The organism is uncultured Ruminobacter sp., assembly GCA_902764345.1.
Taxonomy (GTDB): Bacteria; Pseudomonadota; Gammaproteobacteria; order Enterobacterales; family Succinivibrionaceae; genus Ruminobacter.
This window is the reverse complement of the sequence record CACWVT010000016.1, coordinates 29,532-44,611: the sequence shown is the minus strand read 5'-3', so window position 1 is coordinate 44,611 and position 15,080 is coordinate 29,532. Positions and strand designations below refer to the sequence as shown.

Sequence of the window (15,080 nt, the reverse complement as noted above, 5' to 3'; positions counted from 1 at the left end):
AACAGTCTTCATTGGAATGGCCCATTCCTCAACGTTGCCGTTGTTAAAGAAATTGTTTTTGGTACCGTTAGCCAGAATAAGATAGTCGTAATCAATCTTACCTATTGAAGTCTGAATATAATTGTTTTCAGGATAGATGCATGTCAGCTCAGCCATGCGGAAGTAGTAATCCTTTCTGTCCTCAAAGAGCTTACGGAACGGAAATGATATGGAGCTTGGATTCAGACCTGCCGTGGCAATCTGATAGATAAGAGGCGGAAACTGGTGATAATTATTCTTATCAACGAGAATCACCTGAAAATTGGACTTTCTGAGCCCCTGAGCAACTCTGAGGCCACCGAAACCGCCTCCGATTATAACCACTCTTTTTTTATCATTACGTTCTATGTTAAAACTCATACAAACCTCAAATACAAATCTCTAAAATCCGTTATTACCGATACGAACGTTTCTGTTATCTTTTATGTTCTGCTCTTTTCCGTGCTGAGATCCCAAAACCGACGGAGCAACAAAATAATGCGTCAGGAAAGAAAACGGACACGATTGAGCTTTATAATTATTATTTAACACGTCACTGATTATCCTTCAGCTGAGGTGCGGATACCGCACTTCTCAGCCATGGCACGACAGCCGTGAAATCAGACGGTCAGAAAGCGTATGCAAACCCGCAAACGCCTTCTGAGGAAAGCTTTTCATGAATTATATCATGTATTCAGAAAGCATAATGACACACAGCTCAGGAAAGCTGTACATAAATAGACCAAACGGAAAAAGTGTTCACGGAAAACCGCTCCAACGTCCTGGCCAAAAAAAAGAAATCTCCGGTTCCGCTGAAGAAAACCGGAGATTGCTGAATTATTTCCTTAAGCAGCAGGACTTAGCTGACAAGGAATACGGCATAGACCACAATGGATACCACAAACAGGCCACTTACACCGTAGGTAATGTATTCTGAGTAATTCTGCTTGGACTTCTGTCCCTGAGCCAGAATGTTGAATACGTTACGGACAACCAGCAGTCTGGCGGCACAGCCGACACCGATGCAGATACCCATGGTCATTATGAAAAGAGCAAGCCAGAACATGTACTTTTCAAAGCCCTCAAACATCGGGAACAGAGTAAGCAGCGCAATGAAAAGACCTGCTGCGACCGGAATAATACCTGCCTTCATCTGTTTCTTAATTTCATTGATGTAGTCAATGAAGAAATAACCTTCACCCTTGATAAGGGCATTCTTCACTGATCTGTGAACCTGTGGGGTTATATAAAAGGCATAGCCGAAAGCTGCGGCACCGAGAACACACAGCATAAATCTGGCGATATCCTCGACAAGAACACTCAGGAGAAGGCACGCTATTGCACCGAATGCAGCTGCGGCAAAAGCAACAATCTTCTTATCGGCAACACCTGCATTGTATTCGAAAGTACCGCTGATTTCCATCTCATCAGCTTCTTCATCAGATTCTGATGACTGCTCCTGTTCTGATGCTGCGGGTACAGTTGTCTCTGCAGGTTCGGATGAAGCTGCTTCAACAGCTTCAGGAGCTTCAGAAACAGGTTCAGATACATTTTCTCCGGCCAGATCCACAACTTCCGCCGAAGCAGATTCAGGTACCTGTGATGATGTATCGCCCGCATTGTCCATTGCCTTCTGTATCATTGCGGCAATACCTGACGCAGGTGCGACATTAGGCTCGGAAACAGGCTTAGGCTGAGAGACAGCCGGTTTAGCCGGTTTTACTTCCTCGGTTAAATCAAGAGAATCATCAGCTGATGCGTTCACTGAAAGATCCAGAGAATCATCGGTTGACGCGGATGATGAGAAATCCAGGGAATCATCGGTTGATGAGGATACGGAAAGATCTACCTCACTTTCTGATGACAGATCCAGTTCTCCGCCTGCAGAAAGGTCAAATTCACCGCTACCTGAATCAGTAAGGTCAATACTTCCTTCGGAGACATCATCCTTGACTGATGATACCGGTGAAGAAGATACGGAGGCTGCTGTAGCGGCAGCGATGACGGATTCATTATCGGAAGCTGACTCCGGCTTCTTTTCCGGAATTTCAGACTTGTCAATTACGATGTGGGCGACATCCTCTTCAGTTGTCTTTGCATCGAATACAACGCTGTTATTGGCATCGGTGCTCTTACCCTTGTTGGTACTGCTGTAGAAGCCACCTGATGAATTCTGATTATCCGCAGCCGGCCTGTTCTTAGAAAAATGAAGCTTGCTGGCAATGCTGTTGTCCTTGGAAATTCTTGCGCCGCATTTCTCACAGAACACAACATCATCGTCCAACTCGGCGTTACATACCTGACATCTCATATATCTTCTTTCCCCATAACGGACAGGATAAAATCCGTCCGCACATTAAACCTGTTATTTCACAATAATGTAATATTATCCGTATCATCCCGTACCAGATATGCCGACAGTCCTCTACAACCTCCACAGACAGACGGCCAAGCCCTTAAACAACAAACACGGCTTATATATTTATTTTAAGTACCGGAACATTTTTGTACCAGCATTTATAATTTTATAATGGTTAATTATGAATACAGCTAACATATTTAGCAACACGAATGGACATTATTAGCAAAAATCTCACACGATTTAACATCTATGGCTTACAAAAAATCGCCAAAACGTACATTTTTTCTTCGGACACATAGGCAGAAATCCGCATGTACGGCACTTTTTCGTACGTAAACATACTTTTTGTTATTTTTGTTGTTTATCATGCGTTTTCCTCCTATATCCAAGACGTTCTAAGGTTCTTTCCGCAACATTCATCCGACCACCTGTATTGAGTATGTTCCCGTCTCCGGTCAGCCCGTCAACTGACATTCTGCCGACGTCGGCAATTCCGGTGTCTTCAACGTACCTGAGCCATTCCGAAAGGTCAATGCCGGAGAAATCGAGTTCTGACATCATTGACAGCGGCATGCCGGAGCATATCCCTTCCGAACCGTTACCGGGATCTGCCGGAACCTGCTCCATAATGATTCTTGCAAGAGGAGAACTGAAGCAGCAGTAATGCTCCTCATGAAGCACGCATTTACCGAGAACCTTTTCCCTGCAGCTTCTGCCCGTATGCACGCATGAATCAAGCTTCAGCTTTACGGAAGTCTCAATCTCACCCGGACGGCATGAGGTGGCAATCTCCTCAAGTGTTTTATACGTCTGATAGGCAACGTATGCAGCCATCACCCCCTGCATGGTGCCTGCTATCGCGGGATTCATTTCCACCATGCTGATGCCCTCAGCACTGACCGTCTCAGTAAACAGTGCCTCCCTTGCCGCCTCTCCCATTGTCTGTTCCACAAGCTCCGCAAGCTTTGCCGTCAGTGCCTGCATGAATTCACGCGTTGCCTGCTCCGAGGCAGTGTCCATTACACTGCCTAAAATACTGTCGGCAGTTCCTGATACCAGTCCCTGTGAATTTCCCAGAAGTCCGTAATTTTCCCAGGAGCCGGGAGAGGACACGACATTTTCAAGCGATGCCCTTGCGGTATTCAGCGCCACCATGTATGAGGTAAGGCGGATATAGGTTCCGACATCGGACGTATTCGGTGCATGACAGCAGTCCATCCTTCCGAAATACCCCTTTCTGCAGGAATTTTCGGTGCCCCTGAATATTCTGCAGGAACGTCCTGAATCCGAATCACCGGTGCACGAAATGTCATTCTGCATGTACTGGAGGGCCTGAAGAGCCACCACAGCATCCTGAGGACCCGTTCCGACGCTGAGAGACTCAGTTTCCGCATAAGCCTCAGGAAGTTCCGTTCCGAGATCCTGCAGTATCCCCGATGCTTCAGTGCCATCCGAAAAGGTTCCGGCTGAAACGGCGTTTCCAAGGTCTGCGGAAAAATAACCGCGAAGCCGTTCCGGCTTCCGAGGCGGTAAAAACCCGTTGTTTTCAGCCTCATCACCGTCCGCTGCAGAAGACGGAACCTCATTTCGGTGAACGTCAGCGGAGTCAGCAGACTCGGCCCATACGTCAAGCCGCATGCATAAAGGGTCCCAGAAGTCCCATACGGCATCAGAATAAGGCTCATGAAGTGACATGCCAGCAAAGAGGGAAGTTTTCTCAAAAAAATCCGGGCATATCATTACGGCATTTCTTCTGATGCAGGCGCCGTCAGTCACGGATGAACCGCCATCAGACGAAAACCGCTGAAGACATTCCGTCCGCAGAATGGTGTCGGAATCCGTCTGCAGAGTTTTGAGACATTCCCTGTTCATCCAGCTGTCTTTTTCAATAAGCTTTCTGCCGTCATAGAGGAGTCTGAAATTCATGTATCCTTCTCCGGCTCCCGTTACCGATACCATCTGTTTCAGTTTAAGGGTAAAGCCGCGACTGCCGCTATCCTCCTCACCGGCAAGACTGTCCTCCTTCATTTCGGAAATCAGGGGCCACAGATCAGTTTCCCTTCGCTCAAATCCGCTTTTTCCAAGCTCACACCTGCCCGGCGTTTCCGGCGGGAACTCGTTTCCCGGAAGATTCAGCACCTTACGCCACGGGGAACCGTCAACGCTTATAAGAAGACGGATATAGTCATCATAGTGTACGGTATCGAGAATCAGGGCTTTAACGGCTTCAGGCTTCTCCACTTCAATACTTATCTCATTCTCAAACACCGTGCAGTTTCCGACAAGCGAATTGTCCTTCCTGTTACCCAGCCAGAACTCGGTACAGCCGGTAGCCGTACCGCCGGCTCCGAACGTTGTCCGGTCTGTCCCGCACTCGGAAAAATCAATGCCGTCACCAAAGCCCACGGGCCTTACCGCCCTGAAATCATGGACAAGGAGACAGTGTCCGGACATTTCCTTTTCAGGTAAAACCAAAGCGGCATCATAATCGTGAGATCCGTCATCATTGCGGGAGTCTGAGGAAGAATATTCCGTATCCGGACATCTTATGCGTCCCACTGATGGCGAAGCAAGAATTTCCGCCAGGGTGCAGCGGCTTACGTCCGTGTTATTCTGATTTTCATCCGAATCAGCCGGAACGGCGTTTCTGCCAGCGCTTAGCGCAACCCCGGCACTTAACACGGCATCCGAAACACCGGCGTTTATGACACCGTCCGCTGACAGGTTCCTTTTCTGAGACAGCTCAGTCATAGTTTCATTCGAATACCGATTCTCAAAAACAGTCCTTACGGAATCCTCCCGCAGTCCTCGGGCAAAATCCGCATGGGAACCTCCGATATTCTCCTCCGCATGCACGGAAGACGTCATCATAACGTGCAGCACGGGAATCATAAGAATGGACTGAAACAAAACGGCAGTCAGGGCAACGCCTTTTGAAAGGATGACAGAAAATGCGTCAATGACGCAACCCGACGGAGCCGCCTCGCTGATGCGACTCCGCATAACCTTCATGAATATGTCCGAAACGGCAGCTGGTAAAAGCATGAACTTCCCTTAAATCTGGTGATACATTCTGAACCACCGCATTCTCTTACTTAAGGGATAACGTCGGTCACGTCTAAGCCTTAAAGAACCGTTTCGGACATCATAACGTGATCCTTTTGGCTTTAAAAAATGACAAGTTTTAACTTTTCGGGATAAAAAATGTTAATTATATTAAATCCCTATTCTTTTTCGTGACATCCGTGGAATATATAAGATAAAAATTCTTTTGGTTAATTTTTAGCAGCATATATCTCACTTTTTCACGAATCTTTTAATTACAATATAAATTACCCTCTCTTACAGAGGAAAAGAACAGCACCGGCATCGGACATTCTCCTCTTTCTGACACCGAGCGTTTTCCTCCTTTAAGCTCGTGTAATCGATGTCGGTGCATTTTCCCTTCATGTAACCTGTTTTTGCTGGTTCATTCGAACCAGCATTATTTATTTCAGGATTCCGCTTTTTCCGGATAATGCAAAACACGATATTTCTAATACGGGAAAGGCGGCCATCGGCCGCCTTTGTTCATATATTAAGCCCCATTACATAGGCTGTTTTCAGAATATCCTTGCCGATGACGTCGCCCTTATGCCAGTTTCCGCCGCCGTAGAGCTTTCCCCTTACCGAAGCATTCTCAATACAGTCCGTAAAACCGTACAGTGCCTGCATGGTGCTTTCAATGGAACCGTCACTGTCAGCCGCCGCAACAATAAAGTAGAAGTCACGGCCTGAAAGCTCATTGTAAACGGGCATCAGACGGTCTATAAAGGTTTTCATCTGACCGCTCATGCTGTAAAAATAAACCGGTGTGGAAAAAACAATAACATCGGCGTCAACAAGCTTGTCGATGATGCGTTCCATGTCATCCTTTATGACACAGTGACGGGTTGATGAACAGACTCCGCAACCGCGGCAGAATTCAATGTGAAAATCACGAAGATAAATCTTCTCAGTGCGGTGCATGGCATCACGCGCACCCTTAAGAAAGCTGTCAACCATCATGTCGGTATTGCCGTTTACTCTGGGACTGCTTACTATTGCCAGAACCTTTTTACCCATGACAACCTCCATCAGTGATATTGCATAATTCTCCGGAACGCATACCGGAATCATTCTCAGAAAAAACGTCCGGCAACGGAGTCATGCATGATTTAAATTTACGCCAGCATGCTTACGCAATTTCCGTAAAAGCCGCGATATTTCTTCTTATCTCGTCATATACCTCGTCATTGAAGCATACAAAGTATACCTCCATTTCGCGGTCATCCGAGGCTGATAACCACTCAAACACCGTTTCTACGGCAATTCTTGAAGCCCTGTCAATCGGATACCCGTACACGCCGCATGAAATCGCACTGAAGGCAACTGATTTAAGGCCGTGCTTTTGCGCCAATTCAAGAGAATTGCGGTAGCAGGAGGCAAGACTTACGGGATCGGACGGTCTGTCATGATAAACAGGGCCTACGGTATGTATCACGTATTTCGCAGGAAGATTATATCCCTTTGTAATCTTAGCCTCTCCTGTCTGACATCCGCCGAGGGTTCGGCATTCCTCAAGCAGCTTAGGACCGGCCGCACGATGAATGGCTCCGTCCACGCCGCCACCGCCCAGAAGAGTTCTGTTTGCGGCGTTGACAATCGCGTCAACCTCAAGTGTGGTTATGTCAGCCTTAATCACTTTTATTCTGTCAGAAATCATGTCCTTTTCGTCCGTATGAAAATCCTGTCTAATGCAGTAAAAACAAGGAACTCCAATTTAAATTTTACTATCTGAAGTCCTTCACTTCCTTTTCATCATCGCATTTTTTTGATATTGTTTGGAATTCTGAGGTAATTCTCCTGAAACACGGGCAGTCCGCATCGTGATCGCAGATTATGCCTACAGCCTGAAGATAGGCATAAACCGTTACCGGCCCGGCATATTTAAGTCCCCTTTTCCTCAGATCCCTGCTTATTCTCGCGGAAAGACCGTTGGATGCAGGAATGAGCCCTTTCTGATGCCCATCGTAAAGAATAACGGCATCCGTACCGGTAAAGCTTCTTATGTAGTTGCGAAAGCTCCCGAATTCATCAGAAATTCCGGCAAAAACTCCGGCATTGCTGATAACGGCCTCAATCTTGCGGCGGGATCTTATCATTCCCGCAGTATTCATGATGCGTTCAACATCATCCTCACCAAAGCCCGCAACTTTCCGAAAATCAAAATCGGCAAAGCATTTTCTGATGACGTCTCTTTTACGGATAATAATGTTCCAGCTGAGACCGCACTGCAGAGCCTCAAGCATCAGACATTCAAAATGACGTACGTCATCACTGACCGGAATTCCCCACTCAGAGTCATGATATTTCAGATTTTCATCTGATGAATCCTTCCAACCGCAGTATGACATGCCGACCTTCCGTATGATGTATCGTAAAAACACCGCCGATGCAGAAAACTCAAGGCTCCGCACGGGAGAATATATGATTCATCTTAACAAAAACGCCGGGGTAAAGTAAACATGAGCGGGCATTCTCCGGCATTGAGGCTCCAATATCGCAAACCCTGGCTGATGACACACCACACCATGCCTTAAAAAAATTAAAGCCTCCTTTCCGGAAGAAAGGAGACTTTATTCATTACACGGATAAGGAACGCTATACCGGTCTCTTACCCAAACATCCGATTACAGAAGAACACGAGCCTTCAGTGTACCTTCAATGTTCTTCAGATCGTGAAGAACATCCTCAGGCCTGTCGCTGTGGATTTCCATTACGACATAACCGATTTCTGGGGTAGTCTGGAGATACTGTGCGGCAACGTTGATGCCACGATCTGCAAACAGCTGATTGATCTTATTGATAACACCAGGAATATTCTTATGAACGTGAAGCAGACGGCTTACGCTGTTACCCTGGGTAGGCAGTGAAACTTCAGGGAAGTTAACTGCAGTCAGGGTTGAACCGTTATCTGAGTATAAGGCCAGCTTGTTTGCCACTTCGATACCGATGTTTCTCTGAGCTTCCTGAGTTGATGCACCGATGTGCGGAGTCAGAATAACGTTATCGAACTTGGTTAACACGCAGTCGAACGGATCGCCGTTCTTTGCAGGTTCAACAGGGTATACGTCACATGCGGCACCGCCTACCTTGCCTGATTCCAGAGCATCGGCGAGAGCGTTGATGTCAACAACGGTTCCTCTTGAAGCATTAAGGAAGATTACGCCGTCCTTCATCTTGGCAAAGGCTTCGGCATTAATCATGTTCTTGGTGGTTGGACTTTCAGGAACATGCATGGTCACAACGTCAGCTCTTGCAAAAAGTTCATCAATGGTTTCAACCTGATGAGCGTTACCGAGAGCAAGCTTGTTTTCAATATCGTAGAAAATCACGTTAAGACCGAGAGCCTCGGCAATGATGCCTACCTGAGTACCGATATGGCCGTAACCGATAATACCGATGGTCTTACCGCGGGCTTCGTAACAGCCCTTGGCATTCTTATCCCAGCCGCCGCGATGAAGAAGAGCGTTCTTTGCAGGAACGGTTCTGAACAGCTGCAGATATTCACCTGTTACAAGCTCGGCAACCGAACGGGTGTTGGAATAAGGGGCGTTGAATACAGGAATACCGCGGTTTCTTGCAGCTTCCAGATCAACCTGGTTGGTACCGATACAGAAACAGCCTACTGCACAGAGCTTGTGGGCATGCTCAAAAATTTCATCGGTAAGGAACGTACGTGAACGGATACCGAGGAAGTGCACATCCTTGATCTTTTCCAGGAGTTCTTCCTTATCCATTGCCTTCTTAAGATATTCAACGTTGGTATAACCAGCTTTGTTAAAGGTCTCTACCGCACTTGGGTCAACACCCTCAAGTAATAAAACCTTAATCTTATCCTTATCAAGAGAATAACGACTCATCTCTTCTCCTTATTTTTCCCTAATTTTCCGGCTACACAAAAAATCAAACAGCTCCCCTTTACAAGCAAGGGGAACTGTATCTACATAAATCCGAGCTTACTTGTTTAATGCTCTGCGCTTCTGAACTGCATTAGAAAGCATTTCGAGAACATGTTCGGTATCTTCCCAGCCGATACATGCGTCGGTGATGCTCTGACCGTACTTGAGTTTGTCGGCACAGCCTTCAACCAGATCCTGTCTGCCTTCAACGAGATGACTTTCAATCATTACGCCGAAGATGCCCTTGGTGCCGGAAGAAATCTGTTCGCTCACGTTTTCAGCAACTTCAATCTGCTTCTTGAACTGCTTTGAGCTGTTTGCATGGCTGAAGTCAATCATTACTACAGGATCGAGACCTGCCTTTGCCAGATCCTCAACTGCCTTGTTTACATGTTCTGCAGAGAAGTTAGGTCCCTTGCTGCCGCCGCGGAGGATGATGTGGCAGTCTTCGTTGCCGAGGGTCTTAACAATTGCACTGTGACCGAACTTGGTTACTGACAGGAAGGTATGTTCTGAAGCAGCTGACTTGAGAGCATCCATGGCAATCTTAACGGTACCGTCGGTGCCGTTCTTGAAACCTACGGGAGCAGAGGTACCTGAAGCAAGTTCACGGTGAACCTGTGATTCAGTGGTTCTTGCACCGATTGCAACCCATGAAATGAATTCGTCGAGGTACTGAGGAGTCAGCACGTCAAGATATTCAGTGGCTACAGGCATGCCGAGCTCATTGATGTCAAGCAGAAGCTTGCGGCCAATCTTGAGACCTGCATTGATGTCAAATGAATTATCCATGAACGGATCGTTGATTAAGCCCTTCCAGCCGACGGTGGTACGAGGCTTTTCAAAATAAACACGCATTACGACTTCGAGAGTGTCAGCATACTTTTCGCGAAGCTTGAGCAGACGGCCTGCATATTCCATTGCAGACTTCACGTCATGAATGGAACACGGACCGGTGATTACAACCAGACGGTCATCCTTGCCCTTCATGATGTTGTGAATGCTTTCTCTGCCACTGATTACCGTAGCTGCTGCAGTATCGGTAATAGGATACTTTTCGCTGAGTGCTACCGGTGGTAATAAATTGGTAATCTCTTTAATTCTTAAATCGTAAATCTTTTCGTTCATTTTATTAGTCTTATAATTCTGTAAGGATCCCTATTTACTTAATTCCGTCAGTACGACATAAACAAACGGAAAAAAGCCATTCCGGATCACAAAAACCGGGTAAAGCAAAAAACTTTGTCTCATTGTAAAGGTACATAGGACAATAGTCAAATCCAAATATTGTCACCTGCCCCAATACATCCCCCATTTTCAATAACTTTTCAAAGAATGTGATCTGAACGTGATAACATCGGGTTAACGGAGTGCGCCCTCCGCGGGATCTCCCGAGTCATGCGCAGTTTCAGACTCTGTCAGCCTCCTGTACGTTCAGTAATTTTAACATCGTACAAAAAACCATCAGAGACGGTACGGAATATTCCTGAGGAAGTCATGGCAGTGCACGGAGACACGGTGACAAAGTAAAAAAGAGGACATGAAAAACCGTGAAAATCGAGACAATAATTCTCCGAACCGTTCATATTTTGACGTTTTCGGTAACAAAAGCAGAATTTTTGCCGGGCTTTTCTGTATAATATGGTAATCGAAGAAATAAGGAGCCGTCCGCATCCCCATGTTTTTATGCGGGGACGGTACGCCCGGCCGTGCACGGCCAAGTCGGTACACCGGCTCATAAACACCATGGTTATCAAATATTCAGCATCACTTTATGGCTAAAGAAAAAATAGACAACATCAGTCTGATAGATACATATAAACGAATCTATCCATACATAAAACCTTATCTTGTCACGGCAATAATCGGCATTCTTCTTACCGCTCCCGTAGGAGCCCTGGATGCCGTTGTCGCCTATTTCCTTAAACCGTTCATGGATGACGTTCTGGTAAACAAGGAGGAAAATTTCACCTCCTACGTTCCTTTCATCATCATCGGCTTTACGCTGATTCAGGGCATATTCATCTACCTGTCAGCCATAGTAAACGGATACGTGGGCAACAAGGTAACACTGGATCTGAGAAGAGACCTGTATAACAAGCTTATCTACATGGACAGCGCCTACTTCAAGGAAAACAATTCAGGTAACATCATCTACAGATACTACAATGATGCCGAACTGGCATCAACAGGTCTGGTAAACAACCTTAAGCTCGGTCTCACCAGATTCTTCTCATCCGTCTCACTTGTCGGTGTGCTTCTCTACAACTCATGGCAGCTAAGCATCATCGCCGTAGGTGTTCTGGTTGTTCTCTTCCTGCCGCTGAGAATAGTGCGCAAGACCATCAAGAAAATCATGAACAAGACCTACACCGAAAGTGCCGCCATGCTGTCTCTCTACAATGAGACCTCAAGCGGTGAGAACGTAATCAAATGCTACAATCTGCAGAAGCACATGCAGGACAACTTTGAAAACGGAGCGACACAGCTGTTCAGTCTGGCAATGCGCCTTATCAGAAACACCAACTGGCTCTCTCCTACAATGCACCTTGTGGCGGCCTGCGGTGTGGCCATCGTTATTGCCTTCGGCGGCAAGCTCATCATTAATCACACCATAACCAGCGGTGAATTCGTATCATTCATTGCCTCACTCATCATGCTCTACACTCCGCTGAAATCAATCGGCAACAATTTCATTGAACTGCAGAAGTCCTCTGTGGCACTCTCACGCATCTATGAGATTTTTGACTATACTCCGGTTGAACAGGCGGAAAAGGCCCTGAACAAGCCGGAACTCAGAGGCATCAGTGAATCCATCGAATTCAGAAACGTATCATTCAGCTACAATGCCTCCCGCAAAATTCTCAAGGACATCAGTCTCAGTGTAAAAAAGTCTCAGACTGTAGCCTTCGTGGGAAATTCAGGCGGCGGCAAATCAACAATATGTTCGCTTATTCCGCGCCTCTATGAATGGCAGGAAGGCGACATTCTGATCGACGGCAGAAGCATCAGGGACTACAGCATCAGCTCCCTGCGTGAAAACATATCCTACGTGTTCCAGGACAACTTCCTGTTTGACGACACCATAAGAAACAACATTACGATGGGCAAGGAAAATGCCACTGACGGTGAAATTGCCATGGCAATCAAAAACGCCTGTCTTGAAGAGTTCATAGCCGGACTTCCTGAAGGTCTCGACACCAGAATCGGTGAACGCGGAACCTTACTTTCCGGCGGTCAGAAACAGCGTATCGCCATTGCCAGAGCCTTCATTAAGAATGCCCCTATCGTTATTCTTGACGAAGCCACCAGTGCCTTGGACAACAAGTCTGAAAAGGTGGTTCAGGAAGCTCTCGACAACCTGATGAAGGATCGTACCGTATTCGTTATCGCCCACCGTCTGACCACCGTTCAGAACGCTGATCAGATAGTGGTCATCAATGAAGGCAGTATTGTCGAAAAAGGCACCCACGATGAGCTTATCAGCCGTGGCGGAGTCTACAGCAGTCTCTACAACACCAGACTGCAGAACACCGAAACAGACCAGACCGGGACTCAGCAGTAACCTTCCGGCAGACTCCCGAATGCTGAACAGTAACATTTCGGGAGACGGCCATTCCGGGATTTTTCCCAGAGCGGAGAATCTACGGAATGCACATATGATAAAAACCTGCCGCGGCAGGTTTTTATCATATGCAGGTCTATGAACCGACCTGTTTATACCAATTATTCATTCTGTCCCTGCCAGATGCGGAACAGAACATAAGTTAACCACACATACAGGAATTCCAGATGAGAAGCATTGAACTCTTGGCACCGGCAAAGGATCTCAAATGTGGCATGACCGCAATCTTAAGCGGAGCCGACGCGGTATATATCGGCGGTCCGTCATACGGGGCCAGGGTTAATGCCCCGAATTCCCTTGAGGATATCAGCCGGCTGTGTGATTTTGCACACCTGTACGGGGCCAGGGTTCACGTGGCACTTAATACCATTCTCAATGATTCTGAGCTTGAAGAGGCCAGAGAACTGGCTTTCAGACTGTATGATGCGGGAGCTGACGCTCTCATCATACAGGATCTTGGGCTCATCAACGGTCCGCTTCCGCCTATCGAGCTTCATGCCAGTACACAGCAGGACAACAGCACGCCGGACAAGATAGAGTTTCTTGAAAAAGCCGGTTTTTCCCAGGCTGTACTTGCACGAGAGCTCAGCATAAGGGAAATCAGGGACATCAGTGCCAGGGCAGGAAACATAAAGCTTGAAGCCTTCGTACACGGAGCCCTCTGTGTCGGCATGAGCGGCAGATGCTATCTCAGTGCGGCAGTTACCGGACGCAGTGCCAACCGCGGTGAATGTGCCCAGCTGTGCCGCGTAGCCCAGTCGCTTTATGACGCAAACGGAAAAATTCTGGCAAAGGATCGGTTTCTGCTGTCCTTAAAGGATCTGAATCAGACCGCGAACCTTAAGGAACTAATCGGTGCAGGCATATCCTCCTTCAAGATTGAAGGCCGACTCAAGGATGAAGGGTACGTGCGCAACATAACGGCCTGGTACAGGCAAAAGCTTGATGAGGTCATCGAAGAGGATCCGGATCTGTGCAGAAGCTCCTTCGGCACCACCGTTACCGCATTCACGCCTAATCCTGCCAAAAGCTTCAACAGAGGCTTCACGGAATACAACACTCATGAGGAAAAGGATAACTATGCCAACTTCAGTGCTCCGGGATACGTAGGCGAAAAGATTGGCACGCTTACGGGTGTTTCAGGACATGTTCTTAAATTCAGGCTGTTCAGAGACGTACCCCTGCACAACGGAGATTCCCTCAACTACTACAAAAGCGATGCGGAGCTTGCCGGCTTCCGCATCAGTCGCGTAATTGACGGCAATCAGGCGGAAATATTTCAGGAACTACCTTTCATAAAGCCGGGCACAATGTTCTACCGCAGCAAGGATGCGGAATTTGAATCTGAACTTACCGATACCTCGTCCGTAAGAACGCTGGATCTTACCCTTGAATATTTTGAAACCGAAACAGGTATTGGTCTGAAAGGACATGATGAGGTTACCGGGGAAAAGGACATCACGGTTACGACAGAGCTTCCGGAATGTTCGGAGGCAAAGGACAGGCAGAAGCTTACCGACAACATCAAAGCCAAGATCGGCAGACTCGGAGGCACCTGCTATAACCTTAAGGAACTGACGCTGAATCTTACACATTACCATTTCGTCCCTCAAAGCATGCTCAACGAGATGCGTCGCTGTTTCATTGAAGAGCTCAGGCTTGAAAAAAACAGACTTATGAAAAAGGAAACGAATCATAATCCGGATAACCTTAAGGATATACGCATTGCCGATTCAGAACTGAACCTCGGCTTTAAGGCGAACATCTTCAACAGGGCTGCCGACAGCTTCTATCTTGAACACGGAGCAGACGTTACCGTCCCGGCATATGAAAAGGACAAAGGAAATGAACCGCGGGAAGTTCTGGTTTCAAAGCACTGCCTTCACTACTGTTTCGGACTCTGCCCGAAAAGACACGGGGCGAGAAAACAGGACCTCTATCTGAAGATCGGCAAAACAGTATTCAGGGTAAAAAACAGCTGTGCAAAATGTCGCATGATTCTGGAAGGCCCCGTTGAAACACCTGACTTTCTGAAATAGCAGATTACCTTCGTGCAATGCGGGAGGTGCGCAGACATTCTTCCGTTCCTGCC

At 47.2% G+C, this 15,080-nt stretch carries 10 protein-coding genes; 2 read left to right on the top strand and 8 right to left on the bottom strand.

Annotated features, from left to right (window positions below; all coding sequences use genetic code 11):
- The 8 genes from QZU58_RS04635 to aroG all read right to left on the bottom strand — a co-directional run.
- Positions 1–399: FAD-dependent oxidoreductase (locus QZU58_RS04635; RefSeq protein WP_294495393.1), on the bottom strand; the 399-nt coding region annotated here is incomplete at its 3' end.
- Positions 400–877: 478 nt separating this feature from the next.
- Positions 878–2,329 carry a zinc-ribbon domain-containing protein gene (locus QZU58_RS04630; protein ID WP_294495392.1) on the bottom strand — a complete coding sequence of 484 codons (1,452 nt, stop codon included), beginning with the start codon at positions 2,327–2,329 and terminating at the stop codon, positions 878–880.
- A 399-nt stretch (positions 2,330–2,728) separates the two neighbouring features.
- Positions 2,729–5,425 (bottom strand): conjugal transfer protein TraN, encoded by a 2,697-nt coding sequence (traN, locus tag QZU58_RS04625; protein WP_294495391.1) that lies wholly within the window; start codon positions 5,423–5,425, stop codon positions 2,729–2,731.
- 525 nt (positions 5,426–5,950) lie between these two features.
- A complete protein-coding gene (locus QZU58_RS04620; protein WP_294495390.1) occupies positions 5,951–6,484 on the bottom strand; it encodes a flavodoxin family protein in 534 nt (177 codons plus the stop codon).
- A gap of 112 nt (positions 6,485–6,596) precedes the next feature.
- A complete protein-coding gene (locus QZU58_RS04615) occupies positions 6,597–7,124 on the bottom strand; it encodes an O-acetyl-ADP-ribose deacetylase (RefSeq protein ID WP_294461863.1) in 528 nt (175 codons plus the stop codon).
- Positions 7,125–7,191: 67 nt separating this feature from the next.
- The gene (locus tag QZU58_RS04610; protein ID WP_294495389.1) at positions 7,192–7,815 is read right to left on the bottom strand and encodes a DNA-3-methyladenine glycosylase I; all 624 of its coding nucleotides are present in this window, start codon (positions 7,813–7,815) and stop codon (positions 7,192–7,194) included.
- A 276-nt stretch (positions 7,816–8,091) separates the two neighbouring features.
- On the bottom strand, positions 8,092–9,324 hold the full coding sequence (gene serA, locus QZU58_RS04605) for a phosphoglycerate dehydrogenase (RefSeq protein ID WP_294495388.1): 1,233 nt from the start codon (positions 9,322–9,324) through the stop codon (positions 8,092–8,094).
- Between the two features lie 96 nt (positions 9,325–9,420).
- Positions 9,421–10,491, bottom strand: a complete 1,071-nt coding sequence (aroG, locus tag QZU58_RS04600; RefSeq protein WP_294495387.1) for a 3-deoxy-7-phosphoheptulonate synthase AroG — start codon at positions 10,489–10,491, stop codon at positions 9,421–9,423.
- Between the two features lie 646 nt (positions 10,492–11,137).
- On the opposite strand from aroG, the gene QZU58_RS04595 reads away from it, so the two are divergent.
- Positions 11,138–12,928 (top strand): ABC transporter transmembrane domain-containing protein, encoded by a 1,791-nt coding sequence (locus QZU58_RS04595; protein ID WP_294495386.1) that lies wholly within the window; start codon positions 11,138–11,140, stop codon positions 12,926–12,928.
- A gap of 227 nt (positions 12,929–13,155) precedes the next feature.
- Entirely contained in the window at positions 13,156–15,027 is a 1,872-nt protein-coding gene (locus QZU58_RS04590; protein WP_294495385.1) for a U32 family peptidase, read from the top strand.
- Positions 15,028–15,080: the final 53 nt, after the last annotated feature.

Bases quoted from the DNA above. Each gene is read 5' to 3' on its own strand.
- QZU58_RS04590 (WP_294495385.1), top strand. From the start codon at position 13,156: ATGAGAAGCATTGAACTCTTGGCACCGGCAAAGGATCTCAAATGTGGC.
- QZU58_RS04615 (WP_294461863.1), bottom strand. From the start codon at position 7,124: ATGATTTCTGACAGAATAAAAGTGATTAAGGCTGACATAACCACACTT.
- traN (WP_294495391.1), bottom strand. From the start codon at position 5,425: ATGCTTTTACCAGCTGCCGTTTCGGACATATTCATGAAGGTTATGCGG.
- QZU58_RS04610 (WP_294495389.1), bottom strand. From the start codon at position 7,815: ATGTCATACTGCGGTTGGAAGGATTCATCAGATGAAAATCTGAAATAT.
- QZU58_RS04620 (WP_294495390.1), bottom strand. From the start codon at position 6,484: ATGGGTAAAAAGGTTCTGGCAATAGTAAGCAGTCCCAGAGTAAACGGC.
- QZU58_RS04630 (WP_294495392.1), bottom strand. From the start codon at position 2,329: ATGAGATGTCAGGTATGTAACGCCGAGTTGGACGATGATGTTGTGTTC.
- QZU58_RS04595 (WP_294495386.1), top strand. From the start codon at position 11,138: ATGGCTAAAGAAAAAATAGACAACATCAGTCTGATAGATACATATAAA.
- serA (WP_294495388.1), bottom strand. From the start codon at position 9,324: ATGAGTCGTTATTCTCTTGATAAGGATAAGATTAAGGTTTTATTACTT.
- aroG (WP_294495387.1), bottom strand. From the start codon at position 10,491: ATGAACGAAAAGATTTACGATTTAAGAATTAAAGAGATTACCAATTTA.